This window comes from Sphaerochaeta sp. PS, assembly GCF_032144095.1.
Taxonomy (GTDB): Bacteria; Spirochaetota; Spirochaetia; order Sphaerochaetales; family Sphaerochaetaceae; genus Sphaerochaeta.
Genome location: NZ_JAVSNJ010000023.1, coordinates 1 through 23,244, shown reverse-complemented (window position 1 = coordinate 23,244; position 23,244 = coordinate 1). Strand labels below are relative to the sequence as shown.

At 51.4% G+C, this 23,244-nt stretch carries 16 protein-coding genes, 1 tRNA gene and 1 pseudogene; 9 read left to right on the top strand and 9 right to left on the bottom strand.

From position 1 onward, the window contains the following. Positions 1–211 precede the first annotated feature (211 nt). The 4 genes and pseudogenes from ROJ03_RS12905 (at position 212) to ROJ03_RS12890 (ending at position 4,272) form a co-directional block, all read left to right on the top strand. Entirely contained in the window at positions 212–1,498 is a 1,287-nt protein-coding gene (locus ROJ03_RS12905; RefSeq protein WP_313727478.1) for an NCS2 family permease, read from the top strand. A gap of 105 nt (positions 1,499–1,603) precedes the next feature. Further along, positions 1,604–2,613 (top strand): annotated as a pseudogene (locus ROJ03_RS12900) (NAD-dependent epimerase). Between the two features lie 57 nt (positions 2,614–2,670). Beyond that, positions 2,671–3,903 (top strand): NAD(P)/FAD-dependent oxidoreductase, encoded by a 1,233-nt coding sequence (locus tag ROJ03_RS12895; RefSeq protein WP_313727477.1) that lies wholly within the window; start codon positions 2,671–2,673, stop codon positions 3,901–3,903. 3 nt (positions 3,904–3,906) lie between these two features. Then, positions 3,907–4,272: a VOC family protein gene (locus tag ROJ03_RS12890; protein WP_313727476.1), complete on the top strand. Its 366-nt coding sequence runs from the start codon at positions 3,907–3,909 to the stop codon at positions 4,270–4,272. Between the two features lie 74 nt (positions 4,273–4,346). Here ROJ03_RS12890 and ygeW read toward each other — a convergent pair whose 3' ends face one another. From ygeW to ygfK, 8 genes are all read right to left on the bottom strand, one after another. After that, positions 4,347–5,546 carry a knotted carbamoyltransferase YgeW gene (gene ygeW / locus ROJ03_RS12885; RefSeq protein WP_313727475.1) on the bottom strand — a complete coding sequence of 400 codons (1,200 nt, stop codon included), beginning with the start codon at positions 5,544–5,546 and terminating at the stop codon, positions 4,347–4,349. 104 nt (positions 5,547–5,650) lie between these two features. Beyond that, positions 5,651–8,530: a molybdopterin-dependent oxidoreductase Mo/Fe-S-binding subunit gene (locus ROJ03_RS12880; RefSeq protein WP_313727474.1), complete on the bottom strand. Its 2,880-nt coding sequence runs from the start codon at positions 8,528–8,530 to the stop codon at positions 5,651–5,653. Next, positions 8,527–9,360, bottom strand: coding sequence for an FAD binding domain-containing protein (locus ROJ03_RS12875; RefSeq protein ID WP_313727473.1), 834 nt, complete (start codon positions 9,358–9,360; stop codon positions 8,527–8,529). Before ROJ03_RS12875 ends, ROJ03_RS12880 begins: the two co-directional genes overlap by 4 nt. Continuing rightward, a complete protein-coding gene (locus ROJ03_RS12870) occupies positions 9,357–10,745 on the bottom strand; it encodes an 8-oxoguanine deaminase (protein WP_313727472.1) in 1,389 nt (462 codons plus the stop codon). Before ROJ03_RS12870 ends, ROJ03_RS12875 begins: the two co-directional genes overlap by 4 nt. A gap of 8 nt (positions 10,746–10,753) precedes the next feature. Further along, the gene (locus tag ROJ03_RS12865) at positions 10,754–10,927 is read right to left on the bottom strand and encodes a hypothetical protein (RefSeq protein ID WP_313727471.1); all 174 of its coding nucleotides are present in this window, start codon (positions 10,925–10,927) and stop codon (positions 10,754–10,756) included. Between the two features lie 184 nt (positions 10,928–11,111). Next, the gene (locus ROJ03_RS12860; RefSeq protein WP_313727470.1) at positions 11,112–12,329 is read right to left on the bottom strand and encodes a YgeY family selenium metabolism-linked hydrolase; all 1,218 of its coding nucleotides are present in this window, start codon (positions 12,327–12,329) and stop codon (positions 11,112–11,114) included. Positions 12,330–12,377: 48 nt separating this feature from the next. After that, complete coding sequence (gene ssnA, locus ROJ03_RS12855; RefSeq protein WP_313727469.1) at positions 12,378–13,700, bottom strand: putative aminohydrolase SsnA; 1,323 nt, start codon at positions 13,698–13,700, stop codon at positions 12,378–12,380. Between the two features lie 10 nt (positions 13,701–13,710). Continuing rightward, positions 13,711–16,947 (bottom strand): putative selenate reductase subunit YgfK, encoded by a 3,237-nt coding sequence (gene ygfK / locus ROJ03_RS12850; protein ID WP_313727468.1) that lies wholly within the window; start codon positions 16,945–16,947, stop codon positions 13,711–13,713. Positions 16,948–17,396: 449 nt separating this feature from the next. Here ygfK and ROJ03_RS12845 point away from each other — a divergent pair, with 449 nt between their 5' ends. The 5 genes from ROJ03_RS12845 (at position 17,397) to ROJ03_RS12825 (ending at position 21,990) form a co-directional block, all read left to right on the top strand. Continuing rightward, on the top strand, positions 17,397–18,863 hold the full coding sequence (locus tag ROJ03_RS12845) for a pyridoxal-phosphate dependent enzyme (RefSeq protein WP_313727467.1): 1,467 nt from the start codon (positions 17,397–17,399) through the stop codon (positions 18,861–18,863). A 66-nt stretch (positions 18,864–18,929) separates the two neighbouring features. Next, positions 18,930–20,153, top strand: coding sequence for a pyridoxal-phosphate dependent enzyme (locus tag ROJ03_RS12840; protein ID WP_313727466.1), 1,224 nt, complete (start codon positions 18,930–18,932; stop codon positions 20,151–20,153). 121 nt (positions 20,154–20,274) lie between these two features. Further along, on the top strand, positions 20,275–20,748 hold the full coding sequence (locus ROJ03_RS12835) for a hypothetical protein (protein WP_313727465.1): 474 nt from the start codon (positions 20,275–20,277) through the stop codon (positions 20,746–20,748). Positions 20,749–20,752: 4 nt separating this feature from the next. Continuing rightward, a tRNA-Leu gene (locus ROJ03_RS12830) sits at positions 20,753–20,836 on the top strand. A gap of 101 nt (positions 20,837–20,937) precedes the next feature. Further along, on the top strand, positions 20,938–21,990 hold the full coding sequence (locus ROJ03_RS12825) for an acyltransferase domain-containing protein (protein WP_313727464.1): 1,053 nt from the start codon (positions 20,938–20,940) through the stop codon (positions 21,988–21,990). A gap of 180 nt (positions 21,991–22,170) precedes the next feature. On the opposite strand, the gene ROJ03_RS12820 is transcribed toward ROJ03_RS12825, so the two are convergent. Next, positions 22,171–22,662 carry a hypothetical protein gene (locus ROJ03_RS12820; protein ID WP_313727463.1) on the bottom strand — a complete coding sequence of 164 codons (492 nt, stop codon included), beginning with the start codon at positions 22,660–22,662 and terminating at the stop codon, positions 22,171–22,173. Between the last annotated feature and the right edge of the window lie 582 nt (positions 22,663–23,244).

Below are 23,244 nucleotides of genomic sequence, written 5' to 3'. Positions count from 1 at the left end.
ACAGAGGCTTATTGGAAGTATAAATACCATATCATACCATAATTATTGATTTTTTTTATATATAAATCAGATTTTTATCATTTTTATTAGGAGGAATGCACTTACAATCTGTTACCAAACGATTAAAATGACAAGAAGAAAAGATTTTCCTGTACTAGTTTGAACACTTGTATTAGAATACTCATGACAATCATATGCAAGGAGTGCATCGATGGAAAAGTTCTTTAAGCTTAAAGAAAGAAAGACTGATGTCAAGACGGAAGTACTGGCAGGAATTACTACATTCCTAACCATGGCTTATATTCTTGCCGTCAACCCAGGTATCCTTTCTAACACAGGAATGGATTTCTCTAAGGTTTTTGCAGCAACCGCTATTTCTTCTGCAATCGCCACACTGGTCATGGCCCTGTTGGCAAACCTGCCCTTCGCTCTCGCCCCAGGTATGGGACTGAACGCCTTCATGGCTTTTACCGTAGTTCTCGGTATGGGTCACACTTGGCAGTTCGCCCTGACCGCCGTCTTTGTTGAAGGTATCATCTTCCTCATCCTGACTGCCGTCAACATCAGAGAGGCAATCGTCAACAGTATCCCAGCAAACATCAAGCGGGCTATTGGTGTTGGTATCGGCCTGTTCATCGCCTTCATCGGCATGCAGAATGCTGGCATCATCATCGGTGGAGCAACCCTCGTCGGCCTTAACCCCGACTGGTTCCACGGTCCTGCCGGGCTTGCAATGGTCGGCCTGCTCATTACCGGAGTCCTGTTGGCCTTCAAGGTAAAGGGTGCACTTCTTATCGGAATCGTAGCTACCACCATCGTGGGTATCCCATTCGGCATCACCAAGTATGCTGGCGGTTCCTACCTTCCTCCTACCCCGTACTTCTTCCCCTTTGAGTTCTCCAACATCATGAGCATTGACTTTGTCGTTATCGTATTCACCTTCCTGTTCGTGGATATGTTCGATACAGTAGGAACACTCATCGGTTGTGCAACCAAGGCAGATATGATCGGCAAAGACGGATCGATCCCCAACTGTAAGGAAGCCCTCTTCGCTGACGCAGTGGGAACCACCGTTGGTGCTATCCTGGGTACCTCAACTGTCACAACTTTTGTCGAATCCTCCGCCGGCGTCGTAGAAGGTGGACGCACTGGCCTGACCGCACTTACCGTGGCAGTCCTGTTTGCCCTCTCCCTCTTCTTTGCACCACTGTTTGAATCCATCCCCAGTGCTGCAACTTCTCCTGCACTGATCATCGTTGGTGTCATGATGATGACCCCTGTCAAGGATATTGACTGGAACGACATCACTGAAGCCATCCCTGCATTCCTGACCATCATCTTCATGGTTGTGGCCTACAGCATTGCAGACGGTATCATGTTTGGTATCCTTTCCTTCGTTTTGCTGAAGCTTTTCACCAAAAAGGGAAAAGAAGTCACCATAATGACATGGGTCGTATTTGCCCTGTTCGTTTTGAAGATCGTCTTCGGCGCACTCTAAGAGCCAATCGAAGAAGTGGACTCCTGCAATGGGGTCCATTTTTTTTGTCCCATGGGGCCTCCTCAAGACAGATATAATGGTATACTCTTACCAAAGGGGAGTGCCATGAGAAACGACTACCAGATGCTCGATACCACATGCACCTATCTTGTGACAGGAAGCGCAGGCTTCATAGGCTTTCATCTTGCAATGCATCTGCTACACAAAGGGTGCACGGTCATTGGCTTTGACAACCTCAATGACTACTATGAACCGGCCCTCAAGCAGGCGAGGCTCTCCATCCTCCTGAAATTCAATCACCTCTTTACCTTTGTGGAAGGCGACCTTTCCGACAAAGCTGCTTTGGATTCCCTCTTTGCACAACACCATCCAGATATTGTGGTAAACCTTGCAGCCCAGGCGGGGGTTCGCTACAGCATCGACAACCCCTATGCCTACCTGCAGTCAAACCTTGTGGGCTTCTTCAATATACTGGAAGCATGTAGGCACTTTCCGGTCAAGCATCTTGTATATGCATCCTCAAGCTCGGTCTATGGGATGAACAGCAAGATACCCTTCTCTACTGATGACATGGTCGACAGCCCGGTGAGCCTCTATGCTGCAACAAAGAAATCCAACGAACTACTCGCCCACTCCTATACCCACCTATATGGGATCCCCTCAACCGGATTGAGATTCTTTACCGTCTATGGCCCCTATGGAAGGCCTGACATGGCATATTTCTCCTTTACCAGGAAGATCCTTGCAGGGGAAACCATCAAGGTGTTCAACAAGGGAGATATGTATAGGGACTTCACCTACGTTGACGATATAGTGGAAGCACTTCAGAGGATCCTCTGCAACCCTCCGATTCCCAATGCAAATAATGACAGGTACAAGATCTACAACATAGGAAACAATAGCCCTGAAAAACTCATGACCTCATAGAGACACTAGAAGAGGCACTAGGCAAGAAGGCCAGGATAGAATTCGCCCCTATGCAGGCAGGCGATGTCTACCAGACCTATGCAGATATTACAGAGCTAATGGATGATTTTGACTTCAAACCCAGTACCCCGCTTGCAGTGGGTCTGGGAAGGTTTGTCCAGTGGTATAGGGCTTTCTACTCTTGCTAGAAGAAAGAAGGCCTCCCGACATGGCAAGACCAACCATGTTTCTGCTATGATAGGCCCATGTACGACGTAATCATTATCGGAGGGGGAGCTGCAGGGCTCTTCCTTGCCGCAAACCTACCGGGAAAACACGTGCTCTTGCTTGAAGGCTCTCCCCAGGTGGGGAAGAAGATCCTCATCACAGGCGGTGGCATGTGCAACCTTACCAACAACAAGAAGACAGACTCCTTCCTCACCCACTTCGGTAGTCCTGTACAAGGAAATTTCCTCAAACCATCCCTACTGAACTTCAATACAGATGACAGCCGCCACTGGTTTGAGGATGCTGGCCTCCCACTCGTAGAACGCGAGGACGGCAAGGTATTTCCCTCCTGCATGAGAGCGGGCGCTGTAGTGGATCTTCTGGTCGCAATTGCCAAGAAAAACGGGGTAAGGATACAGCCCTCTGCAAAAGTCAGGGCTGTGGAGAAACTGGGTGAGCTCTATTCAGTTAGCACCGATACCGAACAATTCCAGACAACAGCCGTTGTATTGACCACTGGAGGGATGAGCTACCCAACCACAGGAAGCGATGGGTCAGGCTACCTCCTAGCAAAATCTCTTGGACACCTCATTGTCTCCCCTACCCCTGCCCTGGTGGCAGTATCTGTGCTCGACTACCCCTTTACTCCCCTGGCAGGGAATGCCATCAGGGATGCATCGGTAGAGTGCTTTCATGCAGGGGAGGGCAAACGCTACCATCTGGCACAGGGCGACATGCTCTTTACCCATGACGGGCTCTCAGGTCCAGTTATTTTGCATAGCTCCCGCCAGATTCGCAAAGGCGATCTCCTGAAAGCCTCGCTGCTGCCTAGCAGCAACAAGGAGGAACTGCGCAAGCGCCTGGGCACCCTTTTTTCCGAAAACCCCAAAAAACAACTCTATACCATCCTCAAGGCAGAAGGCCTCACAGCACACCTGGCTGAACAACTGCTGACCCTAGCCTCCCTTACAGTGCAAAGCACCTCAGCAAACCTCACCAAGAACCAGATGCAGAAGCTTATCGACCTTCTGGTCGCGTTTCCTTTCACCGTTTCGGGGAAGAAGGGATTCAATGCTGCCATGGTGACCTCTGGAGGGGTTGACCTTTCGGAGGTGGACAGAAAGACCATGGAATCGAAAAGGAATAGCAACCTCTACCTGTGTGGAGAGATTCTCGATATCGACGGCGATAGTGGTGGATACAACCTTCAGGCGGCATTCTCGACTGCAAAGCTCGCCTCAGTTGCCATCATGGCCGAAAAGAAGGAGTAACAGATGAAATTTTGCTGGACTACCCTAAGGGTAAACAACATGGAAGAGTCTTTGGATTTCTATCAGAGGATCGTGCAACTGCCACTGCAGAGGCGATCGGATGTGGAAGGGGGCATGAGCCTGGCCTTCCTTGGTTCTGGGGATACCCAGGTTGAACTGATCTATCGACAAGGGGAGAAGCCTGCCGTCTATGGAAAGGATATCTCCATGGGTTTTCAGGTCGATGACCTCGATGCAATGATGGAGTTTGTCACCTCCCAAGGGATCGCAATCGTAGGGGGACCTTTCAAGCCCAATGAGCATGTCAGGTTCTTCTATGTGCTCGATCCCAATGGGCTGCGCATCCAGTTTGTGGAGCAAATACGGTAAAAAAGAGCATAGGCAACCAAAGAATAAGGCCAGGATTTCTCCTGGCCCTATCTTTGCTATGGACTAAGCGTAGCTTATTTGATTCTCTTGGTCGCTGAATCGAGCAGTTCGTCAAGTTTGGCAGAAGGATTCTGGAACTTGGCGAGGAAGATCATTGCTGCAATGACATAGGGCTTGTAGCTGGCTTCCTTGTACAGGGGTACCAGGTACTTGTCGAACACTGCGGCCTCAACCTCACCTTCCTTGCAGGAGACACCGGTGATGTCTGCAGGCAGGCAGTGCATGTAGAGGGCTTCACCATCTTTGGTGGTCTTCATGAGCTCTTCAGTGCAGGTCCAGTTCTTGAACTTTGCATTGTTGACCAAGCAGGTCTTCTCGAGTGCCTTGAGGGCAGCCTCATCACCATGCTCGACAATCTTGGTTCTCTCTTCCATGACGGCAAAGGGAGCCCAGCTCTTTGGATAGACGATGTCTGCATCCTTGAATGCCTCTTCCATGGTCTCGACTCTCTTGTAGGAGCCACCACCCTTCTTGGCATTGTCTTTTGCAATCTTCTCGATCTCAGGCATTACGTTGTACCCTTCTGGATGGGCAAGGACTACATCCATGCCGAAGCGGGTAAACAGGCCAATGATTCCCTGGGGAACAGAGAGGGGTTTGCCATAGGAGGGGCTATATGCCCAGGTCATGGCGATCTTCTTGCCCTTGAGGTTCTCGACTCCACCAAAGTGGTTGATGACATGCAGCATGTCGGCCATGCTCTGGGTCGGGTGGTCAATATCACACTGGAGGTTCACCAAGGTAGGTCTCTGCTCGAGGATACCCTCGTCATAGCCTTCCTGCACGGCTGAGGCAACAGTCTTCATGTAGGTATGGCCCTTGCCAATATACATGTCGTCGCGGATACCGATGACGTCAGCCATGAAGCTGATCATGTTGGCAGTCTCACGAACGGTCTCACCATGGGCGATCTGGCTCTTGCCTTCATCCAAATCCTGCATTGCAAGACCCAGGAGGTTACAGGCACTGGTGAAGCTGAAACGGGTACGGGTAGAATTGTCGCGGAAAACGGAGATGCCAAGTCCACTATCAAAAACCTTGGTGGAAATGTTGTTTTCACGCATTGCACGCAAAATCTCGGCTACATCAAATACAGCCTTGATCTCATCATCAGACTCTTTCCAAGTGTGAAAGAAGTCATTGAGGTACATTCCCTCAGTCTTGAGAGTCTTCAACTCTTCAATCATTTTCTTAATAGTGGCTTTGTCCTTCATTCGCGGGGTCCTCCATAGTATTTCTAAAAAAAACCAGACACCGGTACTATAGCATGGCTATACTCCAGTGTCCAGTTTTTTTGTTGCAGTTTGTTGCAAAAATCTTAAATCTTTCCAAGCTCCCTAAGAACCTTTTCTGATGAGAATGGCCAGGAACGCATCCAGATACCAACTGCATCGTGGATGGCGATAGCTATAGCAGGAGCAGCTCCATTGGTTGCGATCTCACTGATGGATTTGGCTCCATAGGGGCCTACCTCATCATTGATGTCGATCAGGACAGCCTTGAAGTCTTCCGGCTTCTCACTGATCATCGGCACCCCGTAATCGGTGAAGTTCGATGTGAGACAGACACCATTCTCGTCAATGATCATATCCTCATAGAGAGTGTGACCGATGGACTTGAGGACGGCACCATACATCTGGCAAAGGGCAAGCTCAGGGTTGATCGGAGTCCCTGCATCCTGCAAGGCATAGAACTTCTGCACCTTGACCTGGCCTGTCCTCACATTCACCGCTACCTGTGCAAAGTGGGCACCATAGGGGATGGCATTGTGGTTCGTAGTAAACGAAGCACGACCCATCACCTGACCAGAACCTGTTCCGGTCAGTGCATCATGGCTGAGCTTTGCATAGCTGAGGCTCTTCTTTGTCTTGGTGCTGTACACCTCTCCAGGAGCGCGGCAGATAAGGTCCTCTACCTGCTCTCCCATCTGCTTTGCCCCTTCGATGAGCAAGTTCTTCTTCAAATCTTCTGAAGCGTAGAAAGAGGCATTACCGCTGAAGAACGTACCGCTAGAAGCATACGCCCCAGTGTCGAAGGTACAGCTGTCGGTATCACCGCTGATGACGGTAACACAGTCGAGGGGAACACAGAAGGCTTCGCTGATCATCTTTGCACTGATCGTATCAAGGCCGGTTCCTAGGTCTGCACCACCGCTGAAGATCTGGAAGGTCCCATCGGTAAGCAGCTTGGCCCAGGCATTGGAGTGATCGAGGCCAGGGAGTCCAGACCCCTGCTGGATCATGGCAAAACCCTTGCCAATCTTCCAGTCAGGATCGCTGGAGGTCTCCTTCTTGCCCCACTTGATCATCTTGGCACCCTGGACGAGCGCCTCTTCAAGGCCGCAGGAGCCGACAGGGACCACATTCCCTTCACGTCCCTCCCCAAGACCTTTGAGGATCTCAAGCATGTAACCGGGCTCCACCTTGTTCTTCATGGCCATCTCGTAGTAGTCGATGCCTAGCTTGTCAGCCAGCTCGGCCATACAGACCATCAAAGCATAGCTTCCCTTCGGAGCCCCATAGCCTTGGTAGGCACCGGTAGGGAGGATGTTGGTGTAGTAGGTGATGACATCAAACTTCATGTTGTCACACTTGAGCAAGGGAAGGGTCTTGGAACAGGCGTTCATGGGAACGGTCAGACAGTGGTTTCCGTACGGGCCGGTATTTGCACGCACATCCATGTAGACTGCAGTGAGGGAACCATCCTTCTTTGCCCCCATCTTCACGGTAACCCTCATCGGGTGACGGGTAGAGTTGGCGATGAATTCCTCCTCACGGGTATTGCGGTAGAGGATAGGCTTTCCTGTGGTCCAGGTCGCATATCCTACCAGGTCCTCAACCAGGACGTCCTGCTTGGAACCATACCCACCACCAACCTTTTCCTTGATGACATGGATCTTGTTCTCAGGAATCTCACACACCCATGCGACGATACGCCTGACGTGGAAAGGGACCTGGGTGGAGGCATGCACGACCAGTCTGCCATTGTCGATCTTGGCATAGCAGATGTGTGGCTCAAGCGGAGTACACTGGATCTGGCTTGTCTGGTAGGTCTGCTCCACAATGGCATCGGCTTCCTTGAAACCCTTTTCCACATCACCAATATGCCCATGGGCGGCAGAGGCGACGTTCCTACGGATATCGCCGTGGAGGGGGAACTGGTAGATGACCTTGCCATCGCGAGGATCGGCACCCTTGTTGTATTCATCGAGGTTGGCAGGGGCTCCCACCCTATATTCCACCACACCGTTCTGAACGATCGGGGCGCCTTCCTCCATAGCCTCCTCGACGGTGAAGATGGGCTTGAGGACTTCATACTCCACCTTGATGGCATCGCGTGCTGCCTTGGCCTGCTCTTCGGTCTCAGCGACGATTGCAGCAACCCTATCGCCCACATGCCTTACCTTGTGGTTGAGAAGACGTCTGTCATGGGGGCTTGGCTCAGGGTTTCCCTGACCCGCCTGCATGTAGGTTACATCAGGGGTATTCTCATGGGTGAAGATGGCAATGACACCTTCCATCGCAAGGGCTTCCTTTGTATCGATGCTCTTGATGTAGGCGTGCGCATATGGTGAGCGCAGGACTACCATGGTGTTGTATCCGGTGAGGGCACGGTCCTCTACAAAGCTTCTCTCGCCAGCAACCAGCTGGGGTCCATCAATCTTTGATTTCGGCTTGCCCACATACTCGAGGTGGTCTCGGAAAGTTGGGGAGATCTTCGTCTTGTACTTCCCTTCCTCAAGCATCTCCTTTGCCAGCTGTACGGCAAGAAAATAGTGTTCGTAGCCGGTATCACGGACGAAGATGCCGGAGAGAACCTCCTCGACCTGAGCCTTGGTAGGGTTCTTTTCCTTTTCAAGCAACCAGGTAAGCAGCAGGGCCGCCGCAGGTGCATTGTATGCACTCTGGACGATACCTGCATCGATCATAGCCTGCTGGACGATACTGAGGTTTCGGCTGTCGCCCAACCCTTCGCCAGTGAGGATATTTGCACCATCGGCCTGGATGGCAAGCATCAGGTTGGCATAGACGGGCGTTCCGTTAAATATGATGGTATCGCTTCCGGCAAAGCCTTCGCGGTCATCGCTATCACGGACACTGATATACCCAAATTTGACCAAAAGCGAACGAAGGGACTCTGACCCTTCAACGGTAGCCTTCAGTTTTTTTGAATTGACGGTAAAGACAATGTTGTTCATTTTACACCTCCGGAAATGAAGTTGGAGAAGAGCTGGGATATACCTTCACTGGCAATATACCGTTTGTAGGACGAGGTCCCGGTACTATCGTCCTTTGCCTCAATTGCATGGCCTACAGCGAGCTGCACGTCTTGCTTTGTGGTCAGTTCCCCATTTTCAATTGCATTCTCTACAGCGGAGAGACGTTGCATCCCTATCCCCTTCACAGCGGCAAAGACCCGTACATGGTCGATAACCCCTTCCCCATTCTTGGTAGCCCCAAAGCCAACAGTGACAGCTGCCTGGCTCTGGACAGTATTTGCATAGCGGAGGGATCCGACGAACCGGGCATCCTTGGAGAGGGAAACCCCCAGCAACAAGGTTCCGCTGAACTGGGTATGGTATGCATGGTATTCACGGATGGGGATATTGTCCTCATTGTAGGAACCTGCTTCCGTAAGGTTGGCTGTCAGGACCCTGGCGCGGGAGGCGAGCAAGGCTGGCCCAAGGTAGGAGTGGTCGCTGCACATGGCAAGGTTTCCGCCAAGGGTGGCCATGTTTCGCTTGGTGAAGGAGCCGCAGAAAGAGGCAGCCTGCTTCAGCCATTGGGGTACAAGAGCTGATTCGATCAGTTGCTGGAAGGTGACCATACTCCCGATACGAATCGAGTTGCCTTCGTCAGTGATGGTATCCAAGCCAAGCTTGGCAAGGCTGATTGCCGTTTTTGCATCAACGGTTGAATTCAACCGGTTAATCTCGGTCCCCCCAGCATAGAATACGCTTTTGGGGTTATTCCGTTTCAGCTTGAGAGCATCCTCGGTATCTTTTGCAATGAGAAATTCCTGTATCATACTGACTCCTTTCTGGCGGCCTTGTCCATGAGCTTGCGACTGATGGCATTCGCCTTGTCGGCAAGCTTCTTTTCGTCGTATCCAACCAGCTGCCCGTGGTCAACTACAACCTTACCATTGATGATCGTATAATCCGTATTGTGGTCACTACCGCAGAAAAGCAGGCTGGCCACAGGATCGCTCTGGCTCCCTGCATACGGGATGGTGGAGACATCAAAGATCGCCATATCTGCTGCCCAACCCTCATCTAGGCGGCCAACAGAGCCAAAATTCAACATCTTTGCACCGTTCTCCGTTGCCATGGTAAAGGCCTGCTTTGCAGTAAGGCCATCAGAACCATAACGGACCCGCTGCAAAAGAAGAGCCATCCTTACCTCCGCCAACATATCAGAGCTGTCGTTGCTCGCACTTCCGTCTACAGCAATGCCGACATTGATACCCATCTCCAACATCTCCTTGGCACGACAGATGCCGCTGCCAAGACGCATGTTCGAAGAGGGACAGTGTGCAATGTGGGAGCCTGTCTCTTGCAGGATCTTCAGCTCCTCGTCGTTGAAATGGATCCCATGGGCATAGAAGACGTCGTCTCCTATGAGGTCGCACTCCTGCATCAGCGCAACAGGGCGCATGCCGTACATTTCCTGGCAGAAATCTGCTTCATCGGCAGTCTCGCACAGATGGGTATGCAACCTCACCCCATATTTTCGGGCCAGGGCTGCAGTATCCTTCATGAGGCTCTTGGTGACACTGAAGGGGCTACAGGGGGCCAAGGCAATCTTGTGCATGGCATCGGGAGCTGGATCGTGATAGGTCTTGATACAGCGTTCACTATCGCTGAGGATCTCCTCACTGGTCTGCACAACGCTGTCCGGGGGAAGGCCCCCATCCTTCTTGCTCAGACTCATCGAACCTCTGGTAGGGCTGAATCGCATCCCCAGTTGGTCGGCAGCCTTGAATTGAAGGCCCATCAGGTCTCCCGTGAAGGAGCGAGGATAGAGGTAGTGGTGGTCGGTGGTAAGGGTACAGCCGGTCTTCATCAGTTCAGCCATGGCAAGCATGGATGAGTAGTATATGGCTTCATCATCAACATATTTCCACACGTCGTAGAGGAATTTCAGCCAATCAAAGAGCTTTGCATCCTGCACCGCTGGGTGATTGCGGGTCAATGTCTGATAGAAATGGTGGTGGGTATTCACCAGGCCAGGGATAACCACATGGTGCGAGCAGTCGATGACCCTCACACCCTCTTCAGCTACAAGACCACCGGTGGGTGCTATCTTGGAAACCTTGTTGCCAACAACAAGCAAGTCAGCACCTTTGTAGGCCTCCTTGTCAAAGCTGGTTTGCAGGCAAAAAATGTTCTTCAGTAAAAGCGAATCCTTCATAGGTTCTCCTACTCGAGGACTCCAACAAGGAAAGTTCTGACACCGTCCAAATCCATAGGGTTGAAGTCCGTCCAAACTCCGGCATCGCTTACGGCCTTATGAAACTGGTCACAGACAGCAAGGAAGGTGGGAAGCAGAAGTAGTTCGGATGCACCAGGCTTCCCAAGTGTTGTTGCATCCAAGTCGTGTGAAAAAAGAAAAACTGGTGGCAGCTGGAGCCTTCCTAGGCATTCCTCCACCCACCCTGGATAGTGCCATCATGCACTAAAAAAACGAATGGACTTCCAAGGAGTACTATAGCCACGGATACTAACACTCCGTGGCTAATAGTATACCATACTAGTTATGGAAAACAAACCATCAAGCTTACTTCTTCTCTAGTGAATAGGGCAGCATTGCATAGAAGGCAGAGCAGATCTCCAAGTCATCAACACGGTTGATCTCGTTGGGAGCATGAGCCTGGGATTCATCGCCAGGACCGAAGCCGATGGCAGGAATCTTGTGTCTTCCAGTGGTGGCCACAAGGTTGGTTGAGAAGGTCCACTTGTCAACAACAGGATCCTTTCCAAAGAGAGCCTTATGCCCTGCAACGCCAGCTACTACCAGGGGATGATCCTTGTCGATCTTCCAGGTTGGGAAGTAGAGCTCCTGGGAATAGGGCTTCTGTGTCCAGCCGACCTTCTCGTAGTTAGGCATCTCTACCACGATCGAGGAGGGATCGTCGCCAGTTGCCTTGGAGATGTAGTCACGGACCTGGCCGATTGCAAGATCTGCATCCTCACCCCAGGTAAGGCGGCGGTCAAGGTAGAGCATGGCGTAGTCAGCGACTGCACACTGGCTGGGGCCCTTCACATCCATCTGGCTTACCGTGATGGTTCCCTTTCCAAGGAATTTCTCTGCATCTGGAAGCAGGTCCTTGTTGAGCTGTTCGATGGCCAGGGCGGCCTTGGCTGCCTTGTATGCGGCACTTACACCGCGCTCGGGAGCACTTCCGTGGCAGGAGATACCCTTGAGGATAACCCTGATTTCCATACGGCCACGGTGACCACGATAGAGCCTGCAGCTGGTAGGCTCGGTGGATACGACCAGGTCTGGCCTAAAGTTCTCTTCTTCAATGAGATACTTCCAGCACATGCCGTCACAGTCCTCTTCCATTACGGTAAAGGTAAAGTAGACGGTATATTCGCCACCATAGCCGAGTTCCTTGAGGATACGTCCGGCGGTGATCATGGAAGCGGCTCCACCCTTCTGGTCGCTGGTACCACGTCCATAGACGAGACCGTCCTTGACCTCACCACTGAAAGGATCGAAGTTCCAGTTTTTCATGTTGCCGACTTCGACGGTGTCGATGTGTGCATCAAAAGCCAACTTCTTCTTTCCATTTCCTACCCGGCCAATTACTGAGCCAAGTCCGTCGATGTAGACTTCATCGAAACCAGCCTCTTCACAGAGGGTGACAATGAGCCGACAAACATCCTCTTCCTGAGAGCTGTAGCTCTTCACTTTTACCATTTTGGAGAGGTTGATAGCCGTATAATCTCTGTATTCGGCAGCCTTTGCTTTGATCTGTTCCTGAATCGTCATGTAATCCTTCCCTTTGACCGTTTTGGTCATATTTCCTTTCGCCCTTGACTAAGGAGCGATTGTATCAACTTTTTTCCAGACACGGGCGGCAACTTCAGCTGCCTTGGCGTAGATGGCCGGCACATCGAGACCTGGGAACTGGCGGTTTTCCATGACCAGTTTTCCATCAACCACAACACTTTCCACACAGTTGCTGCTCATGCCCCAGACAAAGTGTCCAGCACAGTTGTCTGCAACAAGTGGCGTAGGGTTGTGGTAGTCCAGGATGTTCAGGTCAGCCTTATAGCCAGCCTCAACCCTTCCGAACTTGCCGTCAAAGTACTTTTCTACAAGTTTGTTTCCTCTTGCCAGGGCGGTGACATAATCACCAGGCCACCAGGAGAGACCCTCATCCTTGTGCTTGAAGAAGGCAAGCTTGAGCTCCTCAAACATGTTTCCACCACAACCATCGGTTCCGATGATCAGGTTCTTCACACTCTGGATCTGCTTGCAGTATCCGACATGGTTGTTCATGTTGCTTCGCGCATTATGGGCAAAGAACACGTCATGGCTGTTGATCATCTTGATCTCGTCCTCGTTGAGGAAGAGCCCGTGCACCAGAAGGGAGTTGGGTGTAAGCAACCCGAACTTTTCCAGGCGGTCGACAATGTCCATGTTGTAGTGGTGGTGGGAGAAGGTCACATCATACCTGTCCTCAGCAACATGCAGGTGAAGGCCAGCACCGCTTTCCTTCATCGCCTCACCCATCATGCGAAGCCCTTCGTCGGGAATGGTGAAGGGAGCGTGACCCCCGATCATTCCGCGAACAAGCTTCCGACTCTTCGAGGCCTTGGCAAAGCGGAGGTTCTCCTCAACGCCAGAGGCGACCTCCTCCATCCCCCGGTTCCGGTCGGTGACCTCATAGCAGGTAGTTCCGCGTACCCCGACCTCCTCCATCCCGTTGGCGATGGTATCGAGGGAGTTGGCAATATAGGTAGGACTTGCATGGTGGTCGATACAGGTGGTGGTACCTGCGGCTATGGCATCAAGGGAGCAGATGAGCGAGCTGTAATAACAGGCTTCCTCATCGAGTCCCCTGTCAAGTCTCCACCACCACTCCTTCAGCACCTGGATGAAATCATTCTGGGGTCCTGCGGAGATGAGCATCCCTCGGGAAAGCCCCGAATAGTAGTGGTGGTGACCACACACATTGCCAGGGATCACTGTCTTGTTCCTGCCGTCAATAATCTTGTCAGCCTGTACACCTACCCCCGCACCTTTACCGACTGCGGTGATGATGTCGCCCTTGATGACGACATCAACATCCTCGGTAACAGCAAAGGGAGGCATGGTCTGCATGACACGGGTGTTCTTGATAACAATGCTAGACACAGTTCTCTCCTTACTCTTCCACATACCCAAGCAAATAGCTGTAGGTTGTGAATACTTCTTCTATCAAGGCAGCTACCTCATCGGAGATACCTTCTTCGTCGCCTGTAAGGATTCCGTCACCATCAAGGCTGCAGTGGAAGATCTTCTCGTCCAAGCGGACAAGGATCTCATCGTCCTGCACATAGAATCCACTGTTTTCGGAGTTCTCGAAATCATCGGCCCTGCTGAAGAGGGTAAACTTCTTGCGGTACGGTCCTCCGTCATAGGGGCAGAAGGTCTCACAGTTCCCACACTCGTTGCAGTAGGCATCAAGGTGCAGGATCTGGAAGGGATCGTCAAAGACCCCGGTGTTTCGTACATCGATGGCGACATTGGCACGGTTTGGACATACATCCACGCACTTGTTGCAGATGTAGGAACACTCCATACAGCGTTTGGCTTCGGTCTCAGCAAACTTCTTGTCTGAGACTGCCTTGGTGAGAAGAATGGAGCTCTTCTTGTCGGCAATGGAGGCGAAGTACTCGTCTTCAGCTGCAGTCAACTCTTCGTTGTCCTGGTCTGAGAGCTCTTCCTCATCGTCCTCAAAGTCATCCTCATCCTCTTCATCATCCTCACAGACCTCACCGTCCTCGTGGTCATGACCGCATCCGCAGGAATGCTCGTGCTCATCATCAACAGGGCCCAGGATCTTGTCGATCGCGGCTTCTACTGCATCACGAGCGCTTGCGATACACCTGACTACCGTGGAAGGGCCGCTTTGCACATCACCGATGGCATAGACGTTCTCGACCACTGTCTCCTTGGTATCCTTGTCTGCCTTTGGCCATCCCTTCTCATTGACAGGAACGCCATACCAGGTAAGCTTTTCGGCATCGGCATATTCACCGATTGCCGTTATCATCACATCACAGGGGATGGTATAGGTCTCATCGGTAGCCACAGGGCTACGTCTGCCTGAGGCGTCCTTCTCCCCTAGCTTCATCTTCCGTACGGTAAGCTGGTTACCTTCCATGGATTCAGGGTTGGCGAGGAAGACAAACTCAGTGTTCTCCGAAAGGGCGTTTGCATACTCCTCATGGTCGGCAGGCATCTCGGCCTCAGTCCTGCGATAGAGGACAGTCACCTTCTCGACACCGCTGATCCTGGTAGCCGCGCGTGCGCTGTCCATGGCGGTGTTTCCACCACCGACGACAACCACATGCTTGCCAAGCTTTACCGAAGTGGGGTCCTTGCGGAAGGCAGAGAGGAACTTGAGAGAACGCAAGATGCGAGTGCGATCCCCGGTGAGAGGAATGTCGTTGTCCACCTCACTGCCTATGGCATAGAAGATATAGGAGTAGCCTTGCTCACGGAGGGCCGTGATGGTCATCTCCTCACTCTGTACACCAAAGTGGAAATCCACCCCATTTGCCTTGATGAACGCAATGTCACTTTCAATCGCCTCGACGGGCAGGCGGAAGCCTGGGATGACGTGGCGAACGACGCCGCCGGCACTCTCTTCCCGTTCAAAGACTGTGGTAGAAAAGCCGCTTCTGGCAAGGAAGTATGCGGCAGAAAGCCCAGCAGGGCCAGCTCCTACGACAGCAGCCTTGATGTCACTCTTCTCTGTCGGGCCTTCCCACAAGCTCTTGTACTCTTCCATCCCGTTTTCCGCCGCAATCTTCTTCATCTCCCGGATCTGGACAGCACCCTCGTAATCCATGCGGCTGCAGTGCAGCTGGCACTGGTGGTCACAGATATAGCCGGTGATGGCAGGAAGGGCATTCTTGTCATAGATGAGGGCAAGTGCCTCTCCATAGCGGCCTTCCCCGACAAGCTGCACATACTCAGGAACATCCTGATGGATGGGACATGCAACAACACAAGGGGCAACATAGCAGTCGAACATCGGAAGGTCTTCGCCGATCTTGATCGAATCGGTTCCCCTGAACTCCTTGGTTACCTCTGCAAATACCCCCTCCCTTGCATCGGAGGAGAGTTTCTCAAGTTTCTTGAGATCGATTCCATCCATATCCCAGGCCTTGCTCTTGGTGAGTATCTCGACCATCTGTTTCATGCGGGTGTATCCGCCTGGCTTGAGCATGTCGGTAGCAAGGGTAATGGGTCTGATCCCGGTCTCGAATATGGCCTTGACCGTCAGGGCGTTGGCCCCACCACTATAGGAGATAGGAAGCTTTCCTGCAAATTCCTGGCTCAACAGCGTGGCAACGGTAGTCGAGATGGGAAGCAGGGAACGGCCGGACATGTACATCTCTTTCCCAGGAAGCTGTTCCTGGTCATTTATCGATCCAAGGGTGTTGGTGAGTTTTACCCCAAAGCCTCGGCCCTCTTTCTTGGCCAGGTCAACAAGGCGGTGCAACATCGCTATGGCATCGTTGAACTGCAGGTCATGCTCGAAGTTCTCCCGGGTAAGGGTGATGTAGTCGAACCCAAGGTGGTCGAGGATTTCACGTACGCGGTCATACCCAAGCAGGGTTGGATTGAGCTTGACGAAGGTATTGACCTTCTTCTCGGTCAACATATAGGAACAGATGGCCTCGATCTCCTTTGGAGGACAGCCATGCATCGTGCTCAAGGTAGTAGAAGGGCTGATGTTCGGGCTAATCTTTGCACTCAGGCCCTTGAGTTTCTTCTCAAGCCCTTCCCACTCGGTACCTTCGAAAAGTCCTTCTTCCAACAGGGCATCGAGGTCTGCAAGGTATTCGGCAAAGCGAGGGTCCTTACGGGCGTCAATCATCGAGTCGATGAACTGCTGCATCTTCTCCGTCTTGATCCCGGCCAGGTCATAGCCTACCGACATGTTGAAGATAAAGGAGGGTTTCTCAAACTTCCCCTTGTTCTCCAGTGCCTGGAGCAGGTGGAGGATGATCCATGCTTTTGCATACTCATCCCAGGCCTTGGGAAGGGTAAACTCGGTCGACCACTCCACATTGTAGGCTTCATCCCTTGCATCGATGCAGGGCTTGTCAATCTCAAGGGTGTCCATGATCTGGACAGTCTTGAGCTCCATGAAGCGTCCACCTACAAGGTAACTGGCAACTATATTCTGTGCCAGCTGTGTATGGGGTCCGGCGGCAGGTCCACAAGGGGTGGAACAACTCTGGCCAAAAACAGAAATGCTGTTCTTGCCGTTGTCCTGATAAAATTGCTCTTTGGCAATTCCAAAAATTGAATGATGGTTACGAAATTCTCCAACAATACGGCTAATAAGTTCCGCAAAAGGAACCGGGCGCATAATGTCTGCCATTACTCACTCCTTTGACTAAGGGTGTCGTCGGGCGCCAAGGCCCAACACTGTCTTATTCTAATGCAGATCAGAGAGATGTCAATCATTTTTGCAACAATTCGCAACAAACTTACCAGTTTCCACCGTTCCCTCGACAGGAAGCAAAACTCGTTCTGCATTGACCAATGTATGCCAGGTCCCGGTGCTTCCATAGCCACACACAAGAAAGGGCAACCCAAGAAAAACCTACAGGCATCGACGGTTCATACAACCAGAACCAGAAAGCGTTTTACTGTAGGCTGCATTAAATAATATAGCACTTTACCAAAAAATTGAATACACTAACTGACACTTAGCTCAATATATTACAGGAAAATCGAACTTTTACGAATTGTGGCTTTACAATTCGCATCTTTCTAGTATACTTGACTAATCCAAAATGCAACCAGTGAAAGAGTGGAGGAATAGAGATGTTGATCAATTTGAACGGGAGCAAGGAAGTAAGGAAGAATAACATTGACCGTTGTCGGGAAAAGGGTATTCTGCTTCCAACATTTAAACAGATGGTGGAGCCTTCCACTATCCCTGAAGAAATCAAGAAGAAGCTTGCAGACGTCGAGCTTTGGGAAACAAATCCCCTCAACCTTTTCAGGATTACCTGGAAAAACGAACCTACAAAAAAGGGTGGAAAGTTTGGCGGAGTGAACTTTGTTGAGGTCCCTCGCGAACTCACAGGTTGCAAGGCCCGCATCCTTGCTCTCGTAGGGAAATGGTTCCCCACCGGGGCCCACAAGGTTGGAGCCACCTATGGTTGTCTAGCTCCCGCATTGGTTGCAGGTACCTTTGACTCCATTCACCAGCAGGCTGTCTGGCCCTCAACAGGCAACTACTGCCGTGGTGGTGCCTTCAACAGCATCCTCCTAGGCTGCGAGTCCATCGCCATCCTCCCTGCCGAAATGAGCAAGGAGAGGTTTGACTGGCTGAAGACGGTCGCAGGGGAAGTCATCGCAACCCCCGGTTGTGAATCCAACGTCAAGGAGATCTTCGACATGTGCCACACCCTCGATGAGGAAAGGGGTGCAAACATCGTTATCTTCAACCAGTTTGACCAGTTCGGAAACTATCTGTGGCACTACAAGGTAACTGGAGGAGCCATTCTCGAGGTTCTCAAGGAACTTGAGATTGCTGACGAGAATGTCTGTGGCTATGTCACGGCTACAGGCTCAGGCGGAACCCTAGCCGCTGGAGACCACCTCAAGGATCTCTATCCCAACGTGAAGATTGCTGCCTCTGAGGCCCTACAGTGCCCCACCCTCCTGCGCAACGGGTTTGGTGGACACCGTATCGAAGGTATCGGCGACAAGCATGTGCCTTGGGTACACAATGTTCGCAACACTGATATGGTGATCGCTGTCGATGACCAGGACTGCATGGACGTCTACCGCCTCTTCAACGAACCTGCAGGTATCGAATACCTGAGGAAGATCGGAGTACCTGAGGAGTCTATCGCCGAGCTCCCACTCTATGGCATCAGCGGTGTCGGTAACGTACTTGCTGCGATCAAGATGGCAAAGTACTATGAGATGGGTAGTGAGGATGTAATCTTCACCGTCCTGACCGACAGCTCCGAGATGTACACCTCAAGGCTGAAGGAACAGAACGAGATCCAGGGTGAGTTTGACGAGTATGCAGCGGTTCGTGCCCTTGCCGCTTGCCTGCATCACCAGACCATCGAGAATGCACTTGAACTCTCCTACTATGAGAAGCTTCGGGTACATAACCTCAAGTACTATACCTGGGTTGAGCAGCAGGGCAAGACATCAGAAGAGCTGGATGCCCAGTGGTACGACAAGAACTACTGGAAGCAGATTCCTGCTTATGCGGATCAGATCGACAAGATGATTGAAGCGTTCAATGCGGAAATCCTAGCAAAATAACGTGGGTTTCAACCTGAAATGCCGGATATCATATCCGGCATTTTTACTGTATGGAGGGAAAACAATATGCGTTTTTCGTATGAGTGTTGTGATTGCGGCAAGGTGTATGAATCGGACGAGGTGCTCTACCAGTGCCCTGATTGCTCTCAAAAGAATGAGGAGGGCTTCTTCTCCAAAGGGAACCTGATAGTCAAGCTCAACAAGGAGGACCTTGCCAAACTTGCGAAGAAGGCCCATGTGAGCATGTATGACTTCTTCCCCTATCCCATCCCCACCCCAGAGGTATTCCCCGTTGGGGGAACCCCTATTGCAAGGCCGGCAAGGCTGGCAAAGAAATACGGGCTGAAGAACCTCAGCTGCAAGCTTGACAGCGCGCTGCCCTCAGGATCCTTCAAGGACCGAGCTAGCCAGCTGATAGCTGCCCAGGCGATTGCCCATGGGCAAAATCGCATCGCCCTTGCATCCACCGGCAACGCCGGGGCTGCCATGAGCTGTGCAGGAGCCGCCTATGGCCTGGAGATCATCCTGTTTGTCCCTGCCACCGCTCCGGTGAACAAGCTTATGCAGAGCGTGCTCTATGGGGCAACGGTAGTTCCAGTAAAGGGAAGCTATGACGATGCCTTTGCCCTCTCCATTGCCTATACCAAGAAGTTCGGGGGTATCAACCGCAATACGGCATACAACCCGATGACCATTGAGGGCAAGAAGAGCATTTCCATCGAGCTGTTTGAACAGTTTGGGCGAAAGGCTCCGGATGTGGTCTACGTCCCTGTTGGTGATGGCTGCATCTTTGCAGGTGTCTTCAAGGGTTTCTACGACCTCAAGGAGGCTGGCCTCATCGACAGGCTACCCCATCTGGTATGTGTGCAGAGCAAGCAGAGCAACGCCATCAGCCAGGCCTGGGAAACAGGAAAGTTCAAGAATCTCAAGGCGGCAACCACCCGTGCAGACAGCATCAGTGTGGAAGGTCCTGCCAATGGAAGGATGGCTGTGCGGTACATCAACGAAAGTGATGGATGGGCAACAGAGGTCGATGACAGCGAGATTCTCGATGCCCAGATCGAACTGACCCGTGAAGCCGGTATCTTCGTCGAACCTGCCGCAGCCTGTGCTTGGGCCGGTGTTCGTAAGGAGAGCCGGATGCTGGTGGAGAAATTCGGAGAGGATGTCGAGGTGTGCACCCTGCTTACAGGAACTGGGTTCAAGGACATGGCTGTCTTCCAGGGCAGGGTGGCCATCCCCGAGGCGATTGAGAACAGTGTCGAGGCTGTCATCAGGCGTTTCCAGTAAGCAAAGCAAGAAAAAAACGATGGAAGCGGTGCCATTCGGCACTGCTTCTTCGTTTCTCCTTTGACAAAAAGGCCCTGTTACGGTACCTTTTGACTTGAGTTACATAGTTGAGGAGTGATGCATGCAGAACTTTCTTATCGGTCTTGGAATCGGAGTTGTTCTTGCAATCGTTCTGGTGGTCGTCATGTCGATAAACAGGCATAAGGAAACTCTTCTGTCCCAGAAGGAGACTGAACGGCTGAGACGAATGTTGAATGACCGGATGGACCTTGAGAGCGATGGGCTTGCCAAATTGAAAGAAAGCAACGAGGACCTCAAGAAACAGAACGAAAACCTACGGATTAGCCTTAACTCTTTCTCCCAGAAACCCAACAGGAAGGAGATGGCACGCCTGCAGGTCTATCAACTTGCTGTTGACCGCCTCACCATAAACAGCCCCGGTTTTGGAGCTGCCTGGCAGGCTGCCCTGAAGGAGAGTGAAGACGAGTTCCAGAAGACCTATCTGGGAGTACAGCCGTTTATCAAGCGACTGATCCCCATGAAGACTGATGCCTCGGTTCTCTCCAAGTATATTGATTCAGACGAGAAGGAATAACCAAGCCGAAGTGGTGGAATAGGTAGACACAAGGGACTTAAAATCCCTTGCTCTTATGGGCGTGCGGGTTCAAGTCCCGCCTTCGGCAAGATTTCTTACACCCAAGGCATGATACGCCCTTGGGTGTTTTCATTTGCAGCCATATCCAGCCTACTTGACTACAACCCGCCCCTCCCCCATGCTCGTGGTATGTGGAAAACCTTCGGAAATGATACCAACCTCAGCGAAAACCAAATTGCTCTGGTCCATGCTACCTATACCCAGGTAAAGGATCTTCCTGTGCACCGGCTTCTGGTTGAAAGAGCCATAGTTGCTGTGGAAAAGCAGGACAATCGGGCCCTCTATCTGGTGTTTGACCAAGGATTCAAGGAAATGGGGCCAGTCTACCCACTTGCCCTCATCTACTGCCTCTACCCCCATCTTGAAACACTGTATTCGCGGTTAGGCATCTCGAACCAAGTCATGGCGGCGACACTCTCCGATATTTCCATCTGGGTGAAAACCTATGAAAGGCAACATGCTGGCTCGACCGGACTTGACCGGTACTGGTGGATATGCCGCCATCTCTGTGCAAAGGTCCTCCGCCTTGGTCGGCTTCAGTTCGAGCAGGGACCCTTCACATTCCCTTTCGCCATCTACTACGACTCTCTGCTTCAGCGCTACCGCTCGTTTGCACTAGGAGCAATCCATTGTACTTTCGATGGATACATTGCCCAGGAGGAGGATGCAGATTGGCTTACCACCTTCTCGGTCAAAAACGGGCTGCTGCTCGGCCATGAGGTGGACCAGAGCCTTGGCTCTATTTCCAGAAACCTCGTTGAGGTTCCCAGCGACAGGCTGCTGCTTGTGTGTGCACAGACCGACCCGGTCACTTTCGTACATATCCCAGAAGGGGAACCCCTTACCCCTTCTCTTGTCGATGCATCACTTTCTGAAGCTTTGGAGATGTTCTCCCCTTCCCTCTTTGTCTGCGACTCGTGGCTCCTGGACCCAGAGCTTGGGAAGGCTCTTCCCCCTGAGGGCAACATCTGTCATTTCATGAACCGCTTCCAGAAATTTCCCGTTGCATTCTTTGTACCACAGATCTTTGACAGGGTATTCGGCTATGGAGCTGGTAAGGAGGATGTACTTGCATGGAAATGCACGACAAGCCTGCAGAGAGAGGTGCAAGCACATCTCCGCAATGGAGGAATCTTCAGGACCATGGGTGGATTTATCCCCAATCGAGCTCGCTTGAGATAGGCAGGTTCATCAGGCTAGATGCTGCCGGTTTCTCACCAGGCAGCATCCTTTTGTTCGGGTAGCACAACAGCCAAAACCTCTGTGCATATTGTCAACATGGTTCGAAAACGAGACTAGTGGCCAAGGAGCCACTCAACACGAAGGCGGGCCCTTGGCCGGGACCCATCAGGGCCCTCCTCTCTAGCTTTCCTCCTGGATCTGGGTGCAGAAGGCGTCCAGACGATCCTTGAAAGAAGCATAGGAAGCCTCAGAAGGCTGCACAAAACAGGCAGTGCCCTTGATGGTACTCTTTGGTAGGAGGCCTCTCATTGTGGAAAGGCACTTCTCGCAAGGCCCTCCACTACTGTTTGCTATCAGATAGATGTTCTTGTCTTCAATTGCATAGGCACTGAGAAATGATCGGACTGGCGAACTAATGTTTCCGGCCCACACAGGGCTGGCTATGATGAGGGTATCATAGAGAGTGAGGTCGATGTCCTTGTTTGCGAGAGGGGGCTTCTCCTTGAAGGCAGCGCTTTTTCCCGCCCAGAAGTACTTGAGGAACCTGTTGCGCGAGAATTCTTTCAACGGAAGCAACCGTATGCTTTCACATGACAGTTGCTCGCCAATCTTCTGTGCGATGAAATGGGTATGACTTTCCAATGAGTAATATATCAAAACCGTTCGCTCCATAGGGAAACTCCTTATCAAACCGGATCCATCCACAATAGCACCAATCAGGGACAAGTGCATTATAGTAGCCTTGCGGTGGGATTCTCTGTGCAAGCCCTAAACAAAGGAGAACAGGCCGTCACACTGCAAGAATATCAAGGAGCAGAAATCCATGAATACTCTCCTACAGTACATAGGATTTCTGATCAAAAACATAGCAAGAATAATATTGCGAATTATACTTGCTATATCTGCGCTCTATTGGTATAGTTGTTTTGCTTATAGTACAAAATAAATAGTATCACGGTGGTAAGAATTATTTTTACGCCAAATAGAAATAATGCTTGCCAGACCTAGATAATCGATGTACAGTAAAGTTGCTTTCAGTACAGCCACATTGTTGGTAAGAATTATTTTTACTCCAAATAGAAATAATGCTTGCCAGACCTAGATTATCGATGTACAGTAAAGTAGCTTTTGGTACAGCTACATTGTTGGTAAGAACTATTTTTACTCCAAATAGAAATAATCCTTGCTAACCCTAGATCGACTAGGAACTACTAGGGCCCTATCAGTACAATACTGATTTTCTACTAACATTAA

Coding starts and splice junctions, on each gene's coding strand:
- ROJ03_RS12905 (WP_313727478.1), top strand. CDS start 212: ATGGAAAAGTTCTTTAAGCTTAAAGAAAGAAAGACTGATGTCAAGACG.
- ROJ03_RS12895 (WP_313727477.1), top strand. CDS start 2,671: ATGTACGACGTAATCATTATCGGAGGGGGAGCTGCAGGGCTCTTCCTT.
- ROJ03_RS12890 (WP_313727476.1), top strand. CDS start 3,907: ATGAAATTTTGCTGGACTACCCTAAGGGTAAACAACATGGAAGAGTCT.
- ygeW (WP_313727475.1), bottom strand. CDS start 5,546: ATGAAGGACAAAGCCACTATTAAGAAAATGATTGAAGAGTTGAAGACT.
- ROJ03_RS12880 (WP_313727474.1), bottom strand. CDS start 8,530: ATGAACAACATTGTCTTTACCGTCAATTCAAAAAAACTGAAGGCTACC.
- ROJ03_RS12875 (WP_313727473.1), bottom strand. CDS start 9,360: ATGATACAGGAATTTCTCATTGCAAAAGATACCGAGGATGCTCTCAAG.
- ROJ03_RS12870 (WP_313727472.1), bottom strand. CDS start 10,745: ATGAAGGATTCGCTTTTACTGAAGAACATTTTTTGCCTGCAAACCAGC.
- ROJ03_RS12860 (WP_313727470.1), bottom strand. CDS start 12,329: ATGACGATTCAGGAACAGATCAAAGCAAAGGCTGCCGAATACAGAGAT.
- ygfK (WP_313727468.1), bottom strand. CDS start 16,947: ATGGCAGACATTATGCGCCCGGTTCCTTTTGCGGAACTTATTAGCCGT.
- ROJ03_RS12845 (WP_313727467.1), top strand. CDS start 17,397: ATGTTGATCAATTTGAACGGGAGCAAGGAAGTAAGGAAGAATAACATT.
- ROJ03_RS12840 (WP_313727466.1), top strand. CDS start 18,930: ATGCGTTTTTCGTATGAGTGTTGTGATTGCGGCAAGGTGTATGAATCG.
- ROJ03_RS12835 (WP_313727465.1), top strand. CDS start 20,275: ATGCAGAACTTTCTTATCGGTCTTGGAATCGGAGTTGTTCTTGCAATC.
- ROJ03_RS12825 (WP_313727464.1), top strand. CDS start 20,938: ATGTGGAAAACCTTCGGAAATGATACCAACCTCAGCGAAAACCAAATT.
- ROJ03_RS12820 (WP_313727463.1), bottom strand. CDS start 22,662: ATGGAGCGAACGGTTTTGATATATTACTCATTGGAAAGTCATACCCAT.